Consider the following 16,544-nt stretch of genomic DNA (forward strand, 5'->3'; position numbering starts at 1 on the left):
TCACCGATTTGAATTGAAGCGACAACCACAGCACGTCGTTGTGTACCTTCCGCGCTCGACTGCTTGATCTTAACCCAACGCTCTACCGGTAAGCTGATCTCTTGCGTTGTGATGCCGTCATGTTCGATTTTGAACTTAACCCAGTCTTTTCCGTCACGTTCAAAATCAACAATATCAACCGCACTGATTGAAGATGTTGTTGCACCTGTATCTACACGCGCTTTAAACGCTTCTTTCAAACCAGGAACAAACACCCACTCTTCTTCACCAAGAATCAGTTTACCATCGCTTGTTTTAGTCGGCTTTGGAGCTGGCTTTTCTTCAGGCTTTGGCTTCGCTTCTGGCTCAGTCGGTTTTACTTCTTCAGGCTTTTCCGTAGGTTCCGTTACTTTCTCGCCTTCAGTTGCGTCAGTCTTTGAAGAGTCATCCACAACAGGTTGTTCTACTTGAGGCTTTTGCTCTGGCTCGACAGGAACTTGAGTCGTCGTCGAACAAGCAAACAGGCCACCACTTAGCATTAAAACTACAATCGCTTTCCAGTTATACATTCAGTCACCTTCTATTTTGAAACGTTGGCTATCGCTTTAGCTACATAAGGAATATGAGATTCGGAAAGGCCTGCGATATTGATGCGTCCGTCACCAACACCATAGACTCCATATTCTTCACGTAATTGATTCATTTGAGTTTCTTTAAAGCCTAGTACACTAAACATGCCTTTATGGCTTTCAATGAAGTCAAATTGTGACGTGTTATAAGTATTTCGCAATTCATCACATAAACTTTGGCGCAGATTTAACAAACGTTGCTGCATTTCACTCAATTCTTGCTTCCAAATCGAGGTTAGCTCTTGATTCTGAAGAATTGTTTTAACCAAAGCAGCACCATGATCTGGCGGCATTGTGTAAGTTGAACGAGCAAGAGTAAGAAGCTTACCTTTAGCATTACCAACGTGTTCGCTGTTCTTGCCAATCACGATCGCAGCGCCCGTTCTTTCACGGTATAAACCGAAGTTCTTCGAGCAAGATGTCGTAATCAACATCTCTTCGACGTTGTTAGCCATGTGTTGAAGACCTTTTGCGTCTTCTTCTAGGCCATCACCAAAGCCTTGGTAGGCAATATCAACGAACGGCAAGAAACCATTCTTCTGAGATAATTTAGTGATTTCCTGCCACGCTTCAAAGTTGATATCCGCACCCGTTGGGTTATGACAGCAACCGTGCAGTAGTACCACGTCTGATGGACCCGCTTTTGAAAGATCATCCAACATTCTTGCAGTATCAACTTGCTTCGTTTCAGGACTGAAGTAATTGTAGTATCGAACTTTTAAGCCTGCCGCTTCCATCACCGGTTTGTGGTTAACGTAGCTTGGGTTTGAAATCCAAACCGTGGTGTCTGGTTGAGAAACTTTCATTAAGTCACCCAACATACGAAGTGCACCACTTGCACCTGGTGTTTGAATCGCAGCAACGCGATCCATTGCAGAAGTCCCTTTAAGCAGCAGATCAACCATGCTCTGGTTGAACTCTTCACAGCCTGCTAGGCCAACGTAAGCTTTGGTTTTCTGCGTTTCAACAACGATATCTTGAGCCATAGAAACGGCTTTCATGATCGGAGTTTCGCCTTGATCGTTTTTGTAAACGCCAATGCCTAAGTCGACTTTATCAGTACGAGTATCGCCGCGGTAAGCAACAGAAAGAGATAGAATTGGATCTAAAGTTGGTTTTGGTAGATGTGAAAACATGAAAGTCACAACCCTTTGAAATTCAAGTAATGAGTTTCACGTTAACATTATCGTAGACAAATCAGAAACATTTTTTAATAGAAGCGCCTAGTTAGAATAAGTAATCAGAGATTGGTCATTTTACGTCATGAAGCAGCACAAATTTCGAACAATTTTAGTGCTTTATCAAAAGATCAGTAGCTTGTTTAAGAAGTACCTTGTTGATTTTCGGCTAAATACCTTGTTTGAATTGCCTTGGTGTCATTCCCGACCAAGCCTTAAATCGAGTACTAAAGTTAGCTGCATTCGGGTAACCCACGATCTCGCCAATATGTTGAATCGACCAATCACTCGATTTCAACAAACGAGCTGCGTATTCCATTCTCATACGCATGATATGAGTCATTGGGCTGTGTGAATAATAGCGCTGGCACAAACGATGGAAATGCGGCTCTGAGCACGGGAACAAGCTCGCAAGCTCATGAACGTTCCACTCTTTATGGAGCTGCTTTTGTACGTTATCGAACACGCGTCTTAAACGAATCAAATTACGTGATTGCTGCTGCGGGACTGGGGCATTAATCATGTACTCTATTTGAGCCACACTGTGATTGGCGATCGCTCCTCCCAAATCAATGGGTAAGGCAATGCTCCTCAATAGAGTATGAATGCACGACGACACCACCTCTGCTGCTGGCGAAAGTGTGTAGCTCACTTCATCACTCACCACTCTGTCCCATTGTTTATCGGGCGAGAGAAAGATCCATGCGATTTGCCATGTTTCTTCTTCAATCCCAAAGCCATTTTCTGTGCCCGCAGGAACCGTAATGCATGATCCTGGCTCTAGAATATAGCGACACGCCCAACTTTCTAACCACCCTTTGCCCCTAACCGTGTATAACAGCATGTGTTTCTGGGGATTCTTCCGATGTACCGAAAAGAAATCTCGGCACGACGCCGTCCCACACTGAACGATACCCAATTCTTCGAATGCCAATACATGGCTTTGATCGACAAACTCTTGATGTGTCTTATCTGAGATCTCGTACCGTTCGTGTTTCTCACTCATTTCACTGGTCGCTCATTAGGTTTGTCTGCAATTAAATCGCCACATTAGTCATTCGATAGTTTTGACAAATAGACAGCTTTTGAAAATAGATAGTTTGGCAAAAGTTTGTGATGAACCTGAACAATACAGCCAAAACAAATGCCGATAAACTTCTCGCATATTAACCACAGGGGAAATGCGATGCGCTCGACATATCGTCATCTAGACAAAGATTTTTGGCAAAAGCTGTTACACATCGGTTTGCCTGTATCGCTGCAAACTATGTTGTTTTCATTACTCGGCGTGGTCGACATTTTTATGGTTAACCAACTGGGTGACTCAGCTACCGCTGCGGTTGGTGTAGGTAACCGCATATTTTTCTTCAACTTGATCATGGTATCCGGGATTAGCGGTGCCGTCAGTGTGCTAGCTTCGCAATATTTCGGTGCGGGAGATTTCAACGGAATTAGACGCACATTAGCGCAATCATGGGCATTGTCTATCTTTGCCATCATCCCCTTTGTGTTGATTTATACATTGGCTCCTGAATCAGTCGTGTCTGTGGTGGCCTCAGACCCTGATTACGTCCGCTTGGCAACGGATTACCTTTGGATAACAGGAGCCAGCCTTATTGGTACCGCTATAGTTGTGCCGCTAGAAAGTGCACTTAGATCTGTGGGTGAAGCCAAGCTACCAACCAAAATCAGTATTTGGGCGATCATCGTGAACGCGATTCTCAATGCATTGCTGATATTCGGCTTATTTGGCTTCCCTGAACTGGGCGTAGTTGGTGCTGCAATTGGCACCACGGTTTCACGATGCTTTCAAACTGTCGCGCTGTTAGTAATGGCGAGAAAACATTACGCGCATCTATTCCCTACAATTGACAGTTGGCGTGATGCAATCTTACCTAAACACAGAAAGAAGTACTTTAAGATTGCTATTCCTATGTTAGTTCATGATACGGCTTGGGCGGGTGGAATACTGATTTATAACGTTATTGTTGGTCAGATGGGTGTTGGCGAGCTTGCGATAATCTCACTGTTATCGCCAGTAGAAAGCATCTTGATCTCGGCGTTCATGGGGTTTGCAGTCGCGGCTTCAATCATTTTAGGCAACGAGATCGGCGCGAAAAACTATCGACGTGTTGAGAACACCGCTTGGGGTTATGTATTGGTCAGCTGTGGGCTCGCCGCTCTATTAGCCTTGTTATGCTGGTTTGCTAAACCCGCGATAGTATACATGATCGGTCTTACTCACTTAGAGCTCAAAGACACGGCCGTTAACGTCACCTTAGTTATGGCACTCGGCATGATACTAAGAGTCTTCAATATGGTAGGCATTGGTGGTGTGCTGAAAAGCGGTGGAGACATCAACTACAGCATCTTCATCGACCTGTTTGGCCAATGGGCGATTGGTATTCCCCTTGCCTACTTTACTGCGCTGGTGTTGGGTTGGCCGCTAGAATGGGTTTTGATGATTGTACTGCTGGAAGAGCTCGCCAAAATAGTTCTGACCAGTCATAGGATTCAATCTAAGAAATGGATAAACAACCTAATCGACGAGCCTGAGCACATTCCTATTTAAGTAAGCGCCAAACTGACATTGACGTGCAGGCGAACAATTCAAAAGAACTCACACCCAAGGGCTGATTTGTAGCATTGCGCTAACGATGATGCCCTTTTTTCGGTTTCTGTTTGCGAAAGTACTAAATGAGAACAAGCTTATCAGTCAGCAAACCTATAAGTCAGTAAATCGATGAATGATTTGGTTTGAACTACCACGCCAATCTAACATCGGATCCGCTTTATCTTGTTCAAAGCGACCGTCAATTAAGGTATCAACGTATTCAAGCACTTGCTTCTGCTTATCATCGAGTTCGTCGAGTTCGTAACCCGTCCACATCCAGATGTCTTTGCCTTCACACTCTGCTTTTACACGCTGAACAAGCTTAAGCACTTCAGACACGTTTGCAGGATGCAGCGGATCACCACCAGAAAGCGACAAACCACGACGCTTGATTCGTGGATCATTGAGATCAGCGATAATGTGGTCTTGCAGCTCTTGAGTGAACAAATGCCCAGAGTCCAACCTTTGCGTCGATTGGTTATAACACCCGCGACACTGATGTACACAACCCGATACAAACAAGGTGCAGCGTGTTCCTGGGCCATTTACAACGTCGATTGGGTGATATTGGTGATAATTCATAAGGCAGTATTGAAAACTCGTTATTGCTTAATAGTTTGAAGCTAAATGCTGTAACAACTGAAACGAAAGAATTGGTACCGACATGGCGCCGATACCAATCTTATTTCTTGAAACGTAGATCTTCTAAGTAAGCTAGCTAATAATCTTAGAGCTTACTAAAGGTGCTTCACGCGGCGTTTAACTTCTTCTTGCTTACCAAAGTTAAATGGTCGTGCATCTGGGCTACCAAGGTAACCACAAACACGGCGTGTTACCGATACTTTGGTTGAGTCGTGGTTGCCACACTTAGGACACGTAAAACCCTTACTAGTACAGTCAAACTCACCGTTGTAACCACATTCGTAGCACTCATCTATCGGCGTGTTGGTGCCGTAGTAAGGAACACGTGCGTAGCTGTAATCCCATACGTTTTCAAGCGCTTCGATGTTCTTCTGCATGTTCGGGAATTCGCCGTAACAAATGAAACCACCGCTAGAGATTTCAGGATAAGGCATCTCGAAATCGATCTTGTCGTATGGGTTCACCTTCTTCTGCACATCTAAGTGGAAGCTGTTTGTGTAGTAACCACGGTCTGTTACGCCATCAATCACACCAAACTCTTTGGTATCGATGCTGCAGAAACGGCTACATAGGTTTTCACTTGGTGTGCCATATAGGCTGAATGCGTAACCTGTCTCTTTCGTCCAAGATTCCACTTCACGCTTCATGTATTCCACCAACTCAAGCCCTTTAGCACGCATTTCGCCGTCGTCGTACAAGTGAACGTCTGTGCCGTAAAGCGCAGTCATTGCCTCGTGGATACCAATGTAACCAAGAGAAACAGATGCACGACCATTCTTGAAGATGTCTGCAATAGAGTCATCTGCTTTCAAGCGAACGCCACACGCACCTTCCATGTATAGGATTGGAGCAACACGCGCTTTCACGTTTTCTAGACGAGAAATACGAGTTTCTAACGCACGACGAGCCAGCTTCAGTTTTTCATCAAGCAGCTCATAGAACTTAGTCATATCTTGTTTTGCGTTAATCGCAATACGTGGCAAGTTTAGGCTCACAACACCTAAGTTGTTACGACCTTCATGAATTAACTCACCGTTTTCTTCATAAGTATTCAAGAAGCTACGGCAACCCATAGGCGTTTTAAATGACCCTGTCACTTCTACTACTTTGTCGTAGTTAAGAATGTCTGGGTACATACGCTTAGACGCACACTCAAGCGCTAATTGCTTGATGTCGTAGTTTGGATCTTGCTTCTGGTGGTTCAAACCATCTTTGATTGCGAACACCAGTTTAGGAAATACCGCTGTTTTACGGTTCTTACCCAAACCTGCAATGCGGTTTTTCAAGATAGATTGCTGGATAAGTTTCGAACCCCAGCTTTCGCCTAGACCAAAACCAAACGTAACGAATGGTGTTTGACCATTAGCCGTGTGTAGCGTGTTTACTTCGTACTCCAAAGACTGGAACGCGTCGTAACACTCTTTCTCTGTACGAGAGATAGCAAAAGCTTCTGGGCTATGAATGTCCCACTCTTTCGCTAGCGATAAGTGCTTTTCGTAACTCGCCATCACGTAAGGCTCTAGAACCTCGTCGATACGGTTAATCGTTGTACCGCCGTAAATGTGGCTCGCCACTTGCGCGATGATTTGCGCAGTTACCGCTGTCGCCGTAGAAATCGACTTAGGTGTGTCGATTTCCGCGTTACCCATCTTGAAGCCATGCGTTAACATGCCTTTCAAGTCGATAAGCATACAGTTAAACATTGGGAAGAACGGTGCGTAATCTAGATCGTGGTAGTGAATGTCACCACACTCGTGAGCTTGTACGATGTCACGCGGCAAAATGTGAGTTTTTGCATAGTGTTTAGCCACGATACCCGCCAGCAAGTCACGCTGAGTTGGGATAACTTTTCCGTCTTTGTTGGCATTCTCATTGATCAGATCAACATTGCTTTCTTCGATCAAACCTTCGATCTCGCGAGTTAAAGCGCTTTGCTTCTCACGGGCGATGTCACGGTCATGACGATATTCAATGTAGGCACGAGCCAGAGACTTGTATGGTCCCTGCATTAGCTCGTTCTCGACCATGGTTTGAATTTCAGAGATATGAACTTCATCGTAGTCTTCGAGCTTCAACTCAACTGCTAATGCCACATTCAGTGCATAAATAGCAATTTCCTTATCGGCTTTGTCTGATGCTGCTTCCACTGCAGCTTGGATGCGATCTCTACTGAATGGAGCTCTTGAGCCATCACGCTTGATTACGATTGATTTCACCACTTCTCCTTACTCTTGAGGTATTCACAGACTTATCCACAAACACACTATATAGAGCGATTTATCGTTTAACTAACACTAGATATTGTGGCGTATTTAACGAGAACCACCAACTTCGAGTATTGATTTGGATCAATAAAACTCTCACGCTGACTAAGATCAATTCAATATTATTACGCTAGTTCTCAAGTCGAAAAGAAACAATGTAACAATAAAAAAACTGCTAAAAAGAGTTGAATTTTTGGTAAGTGTTGTAGGATAACGGCTCAACTATATTGGACGACAAAATTAGGGATATTTGGGATGAAACGACTTCAAAACTGGATAATGTTAGGTTGCTTACTCAGTAGCCAGACATTTGCTGAACCTTTGACCATCTCTAGTTGGAATATCGAATGGTTATCAACCAACGAGGCTGTGAATAAGTTTTCTGCCCAACGTGATCAAGCTGATTTCGACAAACTTGAAGAATACTTTCAATCCTTGGATGCGGATGTGGTCGCCTTTCAAGAAGTCGACGACGTAAATGCTATTCAGCGCATCGCCGGCGATCAATACAAGATATTAATGTCTGACCGAGCATTACCAGAAAACAGCAACCATCAGTTCAAAGAAGTGAACCAATACACAGGGTTCGCGGTTCGTAAAGGAATCACACTCACCGACTACGCTGACTTTCCTCTGGAGTCGAGTGCTAACAGCAAGCTTAGGTTTGCCAGTTACATGGTTGTAGAAACGGAAAGCAAGCCGATTCACATGTTGTCTGTGCATTTAAAGGCGGGGTGCAGCGGTACTTACAAGTCGAACCGAGATTGTTCAAGGCTCAAAGACCAAGCACAGCAACTAAATAAGTGGATACAGCAAAGAGAAAGAAACGGTCAGGATTACGCGATACTAGGCGACTTCAACCATAACCTATCCTACTCAAGAGATTGGATGTGGAAAGATATGACGCAAAATACCGATGCTCAGTTGGCAACAAGAAAAACTCGAGCAGATTGTAAGGTGCGCTCTAACCGCAATAACCATCGCACGCACCAATTCCGTTCTGTGATTGATCATATTGTGGTGAGCAAGTCACTAAATGCATCTTCTGCGAAACAGGCGGTATTTGAAACGCAAGATGTGCTTGATTACAAACTTAGCGACCATTGCCCAGTTTCAACGACTATCAGATAGATATAAAAAAGAGGCTGACTGGCTTTTGGGTTAAAGCGTGTCAGCCTCTCAAATGGTCATATCAAGCCTATCTGATATACGATAGGCGCACTGCTAGCAGGTTTTATTCGCTCGTCCCGCGAGCCACATTCCAACCAGCATACTTAAGACGAACAACCACACCGTGGGGTTGCCGCCACTAAGGCTGGTTACTGCAGGGCCCGGGCAAAAACCTGAAATCCCCCAACCTAAGCCAAAGGCAGTTGAACCTAGAATCAGCTTTCTGTCGATTAGCGGGTTGTTACGGCTATCTAACGGCTCGCCATTGATAGCTTTAGCACGCTTTTTAATGACCAGATGATAAAACGGAGCGAACACCAATAACGCGCCACCCATCACGAATGCCAAGCTGATATCCCAGTCGCCAGTAATGTCTAAAAAGCCAAGTACCTTGTTCGGATCAACCATGCCTGAAATGATCATGCCAGAGCCGAAAAGAAGACCTGCGAGCAAGCCAATAACGATAGTAAATGAAGAGTTTTTCATTACGCCCCCAAACCAATCAGATTCTTAACCAACACCGTAGCCATTGCCACACCCATAAACACACACGTCGCGACAATTGAACGTTTAGACAAGCGAGCCATTCCCACAATGCCATGGCCACTCGTACAGCCATTTGCGACCTTAGTGCCGAAGCCCACCAATAGTCCGGCTATGATAACCACTGCGAAGTTGATCTCTTCTAACTGAGGAAGTTGATAACCAGTTGGAATCAACAACCAACCGCTGACAACCATTCCGACAACAAAGGCAAGTCGCCAATGTTTCTCGGTTTCTTCAATACGGGCGTCCGAGCTGGACTCAGATCCTGATTCTAAGCTTTTATTCTTTTTAGGCGGTAATAAGCGGCTAACGATTCCGCTGATTCCCGCAACTCGCCCGATGCCCAACATCAGAATAATTGCCGACGCGCCTAGCAGCATGCCACCAAAAAGTGCATCCCAAGGTATCAAACTAATCACCGACCTCTCCTATCCACAAACTAAAATCTAATTCACCAATATTTAAATTAGAGTTTACTAATAAATATAAATTAGTCAATGCTAATGTAATGCGCTATGTTTCGGTTGGAAAGTCTAAAGTGAAAAGTCGAAAAGCTTCCCCCATGAAAAAAGCCCCTAGGCGTTAACCTAAGGGCTTAAGATTTATTCTGTCTTTGTAAACAGCTATTTGATCTTGTTCTTCTCAGCAATCCACTGCGACATGTACTTAGTGCTCGCCATGCTGTGGTGCTTCAGCATAGAGCCAAAGAAGTTATCCAGTCGATGAGACTCAAGCTCAGAATCTAGCGCTATCAGTCGCTCGATCAATTTGTCGCCCAGTTGATTCTGTTCGTAGTGCGCTTCAAGAATTGAATGACACTGACTTTGAGCCTTGAGCCACTTCTCTTCATCTTTATAAAGAGCAACAGCTTGTTCAACAAACTCGTCGATATCGTCTGCAACCGCACCCGGCCATTGCAACTCACCTTGCGGCAACATGCCTTCACTACCAATTTCACTGGTCACGTTTGGAGTTTGAAGTTTCATTGCATCAAGCAACTTACCTTTAATGCCCGCACCAAAACGCAGTGGCGCGACACACACACGTGCCTGCTCCATCACTTCTTGAGCATCTTTCGCCCAACCTTTGATATGGAAACCGGTTTTAGGGTTGTGTAATGCGGTCGCTTTTGGCGGCGGATACGACCCATAAATATGAAGTTCAGCCTCAGGCAACTGTTTGCGAATCTTCGGCCAAATCTTCTGTAACTGAAGCACAGCATCCCAATTCGGTGCGTGTCTAAAGTTACCTATCGTCATGAAATTCTTACGTTCTTCAAAGCTTTTCGTGCTTTCAGGAAGCGTATTAAGATCAACCATGAAAGGCAGATGATGAAGCAGTTTGGGATCGATATTGAACTCAGATTGAAGGAGTTCCATCTCGTAACTTGAGATGATCAACGAAAGATCACAGCGCAGAATCGCGGCAATTTCACGTTTAGCTAAATCACTGTACAAGTGTGCTTTGGTCAGTTCCGTCTCTTTCTTAACGGCTTCGTGGCGAGCGTTACGCAGGAACTGCAAGTCTTCAGTATCCAACAGCTTAAACGCGTTCGGACATACCTTCTCAACGCGCCAACCAAACTGTTCTTCCATCATAAAACGGTCAAACATCACGACATCGGGCTGCAGTTCTTCAATGTAATCGTCAAAGCTATCGCAATTTAACTGTATAGATTGGCTTGTGATGCCCTCTTCAGAGAGATCAATCATGTGCTCGGTTTCTTGAGCGGGTGTTGCAAATTCGACTGACCAACCTTGTCTCTTAAATAAACGTAAAAGAGACATCATGTGGCTGCCAGCCGCCGATGAATTCGGTTCTGGCCAAACGTAGCCAATTGCTAAAACTTTCTTCAAAACACTTCCTAAGAAATAACAAAAGGGACTAACTTAGCCCCTAATAAAACGTTTATCGATCGCGGTCGACTTATATCGCTGATTATAATTGGTTCTAAGAACTCAGCGATCAGATTCGCTCACCTACATTGCGAGCTATCATAAGCACTTCATCAGCAGAGTACAGGTTTGAAATCGTAGTTTCGACTTCAGCGCCTAATGTCGACTGATAGAGCTTTTGTGCAAAGTTATCCGCTCTGGTCGTCACTAGCACATGTTTTAGTGTCGAGCCTTGCTCTGCTAGCTTCTGTTTCACTTGCGGCAAGGAATCAAGAATCAGCTTTTTACCCAATCCTTTCCCCTGCGCATTTGGTAACACGGCAAGTTGCTCCAGTTCTAAAACAGCTTCAGGTCTAAACCCGCTTTTCTGAACCCAAATAATGTAGCCAATAACTTCACCTTCGCTTTCAGCAACAAAGTTAAGAAAGCGTGGTGAAGCGCTTAAGTTACATTGTAACCAATCACGTGAGTTTTTCTGTCGAATAAAGGCAGATTGATGAACCAAAGCCGACCCATCGAGGTCGGCTTCTGTCATAAAACGAACTTGAGTCATGCAGCTACTCGCTCTCAGAATTAGGACGCGTTTTACAGTGTAAAATGGCTCTTTCTAAAAGCTCTAAAGCAGACTTATCCGCTTCTGGAAGCTTAGCATCCGATTGACCTAGCGGTTCAACGCGGCTGCCCCACTTAATATGGCCAGCACCCCAAGTTAAACCAGCACCAAATGCCGCCACAAGGATGTTTGAGTTAGGTTTAACAAAGCCTTGCTCTAACGATTCACACAGTGCAATTGGCACAGTAGCAGCAGATGTGTTGCCGTAATTTTGAATGTTAACAAATGCTTTCTCGCGCTCAATACCCGCCATATCACACAAAGTTTGAATGATTCGGATGTTTGCTTGATGCGGAATCACAACATCGATGTTTTCAGTTGAGATGCCAGTGCGACTCAATACTGTATGTGCTGCAGCGCCCATGCCTTTTACTGCGCGCTTGAAGATCTCTTTACCAACGAAATCAAAGTCCCAGTAACCGTTATCAGCAGCAAAGCGATCCATAGAAGTACCGAATTTTGGTACAGCTAGAATGTCACGCCCTTCAGCATCACAACCAATTTGAGCTTCTTGTAAGCCGACTTGTTCTTCAGTGCGTGATAGAACCACAGCGCCCGCACCGTCACCGAAAAGAACCGCTGTGTCACGCTTGGTCCAGTCGATGAAGAATGAAAGACGTTCTGCACCCACTACGATGGCATTGCGGTAGTTGCCCGCTTGAATCAGTCGAGTGGCTGTTTCAACGCCGTAGATGAAGCCAGTACACGCTGCGTTAAGGTCGAAAGCCGCTGCACTTTTAATGCCTAAGTTCTGTTGGACCTTAGACGCGGTATTTGGGATAAGAGAATCAGGGCTGCACGTTGCGATGATAACGAGGTCGATATCTTCGGCAGTAAGGCCAGCACACGCCATTGCGTGTTGAGCAGCAACAGTCGCTAGCTCCGAGGTATTTACATGACTGATACGACGGTTTTCGATACCAGTTCGAGTTCGAATCCACTCGTCAGACGTATCAATGAAAGTGCTTAGATCATCATTGGACAGCACGGCTGGTGGCAGACACTTTCCCCAGCCAGTAATTTCGGCGTAAAATTTTGTCATCATTTACCTGTTTATTGTTTGTTTTTATTTAAGTATCGTATTCTTGTTTTAAACAGTATAAGCGCTCTGTGCGTGATTCGTAAATCGCGTTAGCCACGGAGTTGCAATAAAAAGAGAAAGTTATGTCTACATTCAACACACGCTGCCCTTCTTGTAATGGCGTAAACCGAGTTCCTTCAGAAAGAATTTCAGAAAGCCCAACTTGTGGTAAGTGCAATACAGCACTGCTCGATGGCGCTCCTATCGAGGGAACGTCACTTAATTTCCAATCTATCTTGAACAGTTCACAACCTATAGTTGTCGATTTCTGGGCAACATGGTGTAACCCATGTGTGGGCTTCGCGCCCGTGTTCAGCGACGTTGCAAAAGAACGCTCTGGAGATGTTCGATTCGTTAAGATTGATACTGAAGCTCAGCAGCAGCTCGCGGCAATGTATCAAATCAGAAGCATTCCGACCGTGATGGTGTTTAAAGACGGTAAACGTGTCGATACGATTAACGGTGCACTGCCAAAAGGTCAATTTGATCAGTGGCTGAATCAAGCTCTAACCAAATAACACTATTATTTAAACTATTGGTTAAACTATTGATTTAGTTTTACTTAATTCTAAGTAAGCACACAAAAATAGGTTAGAGAGTCTTATGAAACTAAGACTTTCTAACCTACTGTTTTATTTATGGTTATCACTTAATTTCTCGAATCAAACCACAGCTTCGCCTTTCGCTTGAATGTCAGCTTCTTGCTTACCTGCCCCGTATTGCTGTTTGATCTGATCTGCGACTTTCTCGGCAATCATAATGGTTGGTGCATTGGTGTTCGCCCCAATCAGTGTTGGCATCACAGAAGCATCAATGACTCTTAAGTTATCCAATCCATACACTTTGAGATCTTTATCCACCACAGCTAAAGAATCACTACTAGGTCCCATTTTACAGGTACCCACCGGGTGATACTGTGTGTCTGCACGATTGCGAATATCTTGCTCGATAGCCTTGTCATCACTGGCGTCCACAGGGTAGAAAGCATTGCCACGTATATCATCGAATGCAGAACTTTCTAACATTTGATACTGCTTCTTCCAGCCTTTAATCATGATCTCCATGTCTTCAGGATGACTAAAAAACGCAGGATCGATCTTAGGCGGATCATAGGGATCATTACTATTCAGCGTTACGGTGCCATGGCTCTTCGGTCGCAATAAGGTGACATGAGAGGTAAAGCCATGACTAGTATGGATTTTTCTTGCATGGTCATCGACAACAGCGACCACAAATACAAACTCTAAATCCGGTACAGCGATATGATCTTCGGAGCAGAGAAAGCCAATCCCCTCTGCAAAATTGCTGCTCATCTTACCGCGGCGCTCTTTGTACCATAACGGTAAGGCTTTGGTCATTTCAGAAGCCATTTGCAGCGAGATGCCGAAGGTTTCACGCTTTTCACTGCATTTGTACGAGTGCACTAAGTCGATATGGTCTTGAAGGTTCTTGCCCACTCCTAGTAATTCATGAACTTGTTCGATGCCATGTGTCTCTAGTTCAGCTTTAGCACCGACACCAGACAGTAACAGCAATTGGGGAGAACCAAACGCGCCGGCAGATAGAATCACCTCTTTATTAGAGTGAATTTGATAACGCTTTCCGTTAAATCCATATTCAACACCCACCGCTTTCTTACCTTCAAACAAGACTTTATGTGTGGTGGCTTTAGTCACGACCGTGAGATTCGATCGTGAAAGGTTTGGCGTTAAGTAAGCCTTAGCAGCACTGCATCGTTCGCCATTCAACTGTGTTACCTGCGTCGGCATCGCCCCAAACTGCGCCGCACCGTTAATATCTTCATTGCGAGGCACGCCTATCGATTCGCAGGCTGTTAAGTAGCGTTCCAACATCGGGCTTGGCGACCTGAGATTTGCCACATTAAGAGGACCACCTTGGCCATGAAACTCATCTTGGTGGACTTCGTTATTTTCCGCTTTCTTAAAGTAAGGCAAACACGAATCATAGTTCCAACCTGCATTACCCAAGCTTTCCCATGTATCGTAGTCGGAACGGTGTCCACGTGCGTACATCATGGCATTGATAGAGCTAGAACCGCCAAGTGTCTTACCTCTTGGTTGATAGCCTTTACGACCATTCAAACCTGGCTGTTCAACGGTTTCGAATGCCCAATTGTTGAGTTTGGTTGGCATCATCGCAACAACGCCAACAGGTGTGTGAATGAATGGGCTCGTGTCCTTACCGCCCGCTTCTAACAAGCAAACCGTCACATTAGGATCTTCCGATAGCCGAGAAGCCATCACACACCCAGCTGAACCACCGCCAACAACAATAAAATCATAACTATCCATTTGCCATCTCCGCTATTTCTAGTGGGTGTAACTCACGCTTCAAGATTTTTCCGGTTGCTGTCATAGGTAAGGCTCTACGAATGAATACCTTACGCGGATATTTGTAGTCGGCAAGTTGCTCACGACACCATGCTATCAACCTAGCACTATCACATTGCGTATGTTCGTGAAGCACCACATGGGCGTGAATCTCCTCGCCTAAATGATCATGATGCTCGCCTACCACCGCGACCATTTCGACATCTGGGTGACACATCAACACTTCTTCAACTTCACGTGGATAAACGTTGTACCCACCACGAATAATCATGTCTTTTACACGGTCAACAATGAACAAATTGCCGTGCTCATCAACGCGTCCAATATCTCCCGTTAAGAACCAACCATCACGAATGGATTCAGCTGTCGCCTCTGGCCTTTGATAATAGCCTTTCATCACGCTTGGGCTTTTAATGCAGACTTCGCCCAGTTCACCCATAGCGACAGAGTTGCCTTGTATATCAGTAATCTTGATGAGGTGGCCACATAAAGGCTGACCGACACTACCCGACAAACGATCGCCATCAATATGGTTAAATGTCGCAACTGGCGCCGTTTCCGAGAGCCCATAACCTTCTAAGACTGGTAATTCAAAACGAGACTCAAACTGTCGTATGACCTCAAGCGGCATAGACGCACCACCAGAAACACCTAACCTCAAGCTATGTTTAACCTGTTCAGAGCGCTCTAATGACTCTTCTCCGGCTCTAAGAAGCGCAATGTACATAGTAGGAACGCCAGCAAAGACACTGACTTTATGGTTAATGATCTGTTCGATAACCAGTGATGGTTCAAATCGTGGAATCAAGACCATGGTGGAGCCCGTTAACACACTCGCGTTCATCATCACTGTCTGGCCGAAACTGTGGAACAGAGGAAGTGTGGCCATTGTCGTGTCGCTGTATTCCAATCTCATTAGATACTGTGACGACATCGCATTGGTCTGCATGTTGGTGTGGGAAAGCTCTGCCCCTTTAGGTTGACCCGTCGTGCCAGAGGTATAAAGGATCACAGCGGTATCATCACCATGGCAAGCCACAGATTCAAAAGGAGCCAAAGGTTGTTCTAACCAATCGGCTATTGACTCATACTGCTCATTTCTTTCCGGACTAATGCCTGCACTTATTGGAATAGGCATCTTGATAAAATGTTCACAGTGATTTACCTGCTCAAAACCTTGTAAACCATAGCTACCAATCGGAAGCTCTTCACTGCCTTCAAAGCATAAATAGGCTTTCGCGTCCGAGTCATTAAGGTGATAAGCGATCTCTCTGGCCTTAAATAGCACGTTCAAAGGCACGACTACACAGCCCGCTTTTAGAATCCCGTAGTAGGCTATCGGAAAGTAAGTCACGTTCGGGCATGACAATGCGACCTTATCTCCCTTCTGCAACCCAAGTCTTTTCAAGTTAGCAGCCACGTTTCCAGAAAGTTGTTCTAACTGAGAAAAGCTGATTTCATCCGATCCCATACGCAGAGCGGCTTTAGTTGGAAAAAGCGAAGCGCTACGCTCCAAATTAACAGCAAGATTGTGCATCCATGATCTCCTTATGCGGCTAAGACCTGTTTGTGACGGTCACCG

15 protein-coding genes are annotated in these 16,544 nt (G+C 45.0%); 3 read left to right on the forward strand and 12 right to left on the reverse strand.

All coding sequences use genetic code 11. The annotated features are described in order from the left end of the window. The 3 genes from IQQ51_RS03920 to IQQ51_RS03930 all read right to left on the reverse strand — a co-directional run. The coding region (locus IQQ51_RS03920; protein ID WP_228012664.1) for a RimK/LysX family protein at positions 1-548 on the reverse strand (548 nt) is incomplete at its 3' end. 11 nt (positions 549-559) lie between these two features. Continuing rightward, positions 560-1,744 (reverse strand): amino acid aminotransferase, encoded by a 1,185-nt coding sequence (locus tag IQQ51_RS03925; protein ID WP_048612657.1) that lies wholly within the window; start codon positions 1,742-1,744, stop codon positions 560-562. Between the two features lie 211 nt (positions 1,745-1,955). Continuing rightward, positions 1,956-2,792, reverse strand: a complete 837-nt coding sequence (locus IQQ51_RS03930; RefSeq protein WP_193840426.1) for an AraC family transcriptional regulator — start codon at positions 2,790-2,792, stop codon at positions 1,956-1,958. Positions 2,793-2,930: 138 nt separating this feature from the next. Here IQQ51_RS03930 and IQQ51_RS03935 point away from each other — a divergent pair, with 138 nt between their 5' ends. Next, entirely contained in the window at positions 2,931-4,358 is a 1,428-nt protein-coding gene (locus tag IQQ51_RS03935; RefSeq protein WP_193840427.1) for an MATE family efflux transporter, read from the forward strand. A 153-nt stretch (positions 4,359-4,511) separates the two neighbouring features. Here IQQ51_RS03935 and nrdG read toward each other — a convergent pair whose 3' ends face one another. Then, positions 4,512-4,982 carry an anaerobic ribonucleoside-triphosphate reductase-activating protein gene (gene nrdG, locus IQQ51_RS03940; RefSeq protein WP_050053060.1) on the reverse strand — a complete coding sequence of 157 codons (471 nt, stop codon included), beginning with the start codon at positions 4,980-4,982 and terminating at the stop codon, positions 4,512-4,514. A gap of 155 nt (positions 4,983-5,137) precedes the next feature. After that, positions 5,138-7,258: an anaerobic ribonucleoside-triphosphate reductase gene (gene nrdD / locus IQQ51_RS03945; RefSeq protein WP_193840428.1), complete on the reverse strand. Its 2,121-nt coding sequence runs from the start codon at positions 7,256-7,258 to the stop codon at positions 5,138-5,140. 303 nt (positions 7,259-7,561) lie between these two features. Here nrdD and IQQ51_RS03950 point away from each other — a divergent pair, with 303 nt between their 5' ends. After that, the gene (locus tag IQQ51_RS03950; protein WP_193840429.1) at positions 7,562-8,437 is read left to right on the forward strand and encodes an endonuclease/exonuclease/phosphatase family protein; all 876 of its coding nucleotides are present in this window, start codon (positions 7,562-7,564) and stop codon (positions 8,435-8,437) included. A gap of 93 nt (positions 8,438-8,530) precedes the next feature. On the opposite strand, the gene IQQ51_RS03955 is transcribed toward IQQ51_RS03950, so the two are convergent. The 5 genes from IQQ51_RS03955 to IQQ51_RS03975 form a co-directional block, all read right to left on the reverse strand. After that, positions 8,531-8,962 (reverse strand): YeeE/YedE family protein, encoded by a 432-nt coding sequence (locus IQQ51_RS03955; RefSeq protein WP_193840430.1) that lies wholly within the window; start codon positions 8,960-8,962, stop codon positions 8,531-8,533. Then, positions 8,962-9,438, reverse strand: a complete 477-nt coding sequence (locus IQQ51_RS03960; RefSeq protein WP_193840475.1) for a YeeE/YedE family protein — start codon at positions 9,436-9,438, stop codon at positions 8,962-8,964. Before IQQ51_RS03960 ends, IQQ51_RS03955 begins: the two co-directional genes overlap by 1 nt. Before the next feature lie 207 nt (positions 9,439-9,645). After that, on the reverse strand, positions 9,646-10,878 hold the full coding sequence (locus IQQ51_RS03965) for a glycosyltransferase (protein ID WP_193840431.1): 1,233 nt from the start codon (positions 10,876-10,878) through the stop codon (positions 9,646-9,648). A 109-nt stretch (positions 10,879-10,987) separates the two neighbouring features. Continuing rightward, positions 10,988-11,452, reverse strand: a complete 465-nt coding sequence (locus IQQ51_RS03970) for a GNAT family N-acetyltransferase (RefSeq protein ID WP_193840476.1) — start codon at positions 11,450-11,452, stop codon at positions 10,988-10,990. Between the two features lie 22 nt (positions 11,453-11,474). After that, positions 11,475-12,572 (reverse strand): ketoacyl-ACP synthase III, encoded by a 1,098-nt coding sequence (locus IQQ51_RS03975; RefSeq protein ID WP_050647165.1) that lies wholly within the window; start codon positions 12,570-12,572, stop codon positions 11,475-11,477. Positions 12,573-12,694: 122 nt separating this feature from the next. Here IQQ51_RS03975 and trxC point away from each other — a divergent pair, with 122 nt between their 5' ends. Beyond that, complete coding sequence (trxC, locus tag IQQ51_RS03980) at positions 12,695-13,129, forward strand: thioredoxin TrxC (RefSeq protein WP_193840432.1); 435 nt, start codon at positions 12,695-12,697, stop codon at positions 13,127-13,129. 144 nt (positions 13,130-13,273) lie between these two features. On the opposite strand, the gene IQQ51_RS03985 is transcribed toward trxC, so the two are convergent. Together IQQ51_RS03985 and IQQ51_RS03990 are read right to left on the reverse strand one after the other, a co-directional pair. Beyond that, positions 13,274-14,923: a GMC family oxidoreductase gene (locus IQQ51_RS03985; RefSeq protein ID WP_193840433.1), complete on the reverse strand. Its 1,650-nt coding sequence runs from the start codon at positions 14,921-14,923 to the stop codon at positions 13,274-13,276. Then, positions 14,916-16,499: a long-chain-fatty-acid--CoA ligase gene (locus tag IQQ51_RS03990; protein WP_193840434.1), complete on the reverse strand. Its 1,584-nt coding sequence runs from the start codon at positions 16,497-16,499 to the stop codon at positions 14,916-14,918. The genes IQQ51_RS03985 and IQQ51_RS03990 overlap by 8 nt, the downstream gene beginning before the upstream one ends. Positions 16,500-16,544 lie beyond the last annotated feature (45 nt).

Origin of the sequence: Vibrio sp. OPT18 (genome assembly GCF_015163615.1) — a bacterium.
Lineage (GTDB): Bacteria > Pseudomonadota > Gammaproteobacteria > Enterobacterales > Vibrionaceae > Vibrio > Vibrio coralliirubri.

Coding starts and splice junctions, on each gene's coding strand:
- IQQ51_RS03925 (WP_048612657.1), bottom strand. CDS start 1,744: ATGTTTTCACATCTACCAAAACCAACTTTAGATCCAATTCTATCTCTT.
- IQQ51_RS03930 (WP_193840426.1), bottom strand. CDS start 2,792: ATGAGTGAGAAACACGAACGGTACGAGATCTCAGATAAGACACATCAA.
- IQQ51_RS03935 (WP_193840427.1), top strand. CDS start 2,931: ATGCCGATAAACTTCTCGCATATTAACCACAGGGGAAATGCGATGCGC.
- nrdG (WP_050053060.1), bottom strand. CDS start 4,982: ATGAATTATCACCAATATCACCCAATCGACGTTGTAAATGGCCCAGGA.
- IQQ51_RS03950 (WP_193840429.1), top strand. CDS start 7,562: ATGAAACGACTTCAAAACTGGATAATGTTAGGTTGCTTACTCAGTAGC.
- IQQ51_RS03955 (WP_193840430.1), bottom strand. CDS start 8,962: ATGAAAAACTCTTCATTTACTATCGTTATTGGCTTGCTCGCAGGTCTT.
- IQQ51_RS03970 (WP_193840476.1), bottom strand. CDS start 11,452: ATGACAGAAGCCGACCTCGATGGGTCGGCTTTGGTTCATCAATCTGCC.
- IQQ51_RS03975 (WP_050647165.1), bottom strand. CDS start 12,572: ATGACAAAATTTTACGCCGAAATTACTGGCTGGGGAAAGTGTCTGCCA.
- trxC (WP_193840432.1), top strand. CDS start 12,695: ATGTCTACATTCAACACACGCTGCCCTTCTTGTAATGGCGTAAACCGA.
- IQQ51_RS03985 (WP_193840433.1), bottom strand. CDS start 14,923: ATGGATAGTTATGATTTTATTGTTGTTGGCGGTGGTTCAGCTGGGTGT.
- IQQ51_RS03990 (WP_193840434.1), bottom strand. CDS start 16,499: ATGCACAATCTTGCTGTTAATTTGGAGCGTAGCGCTTCGCTTTTTCCA.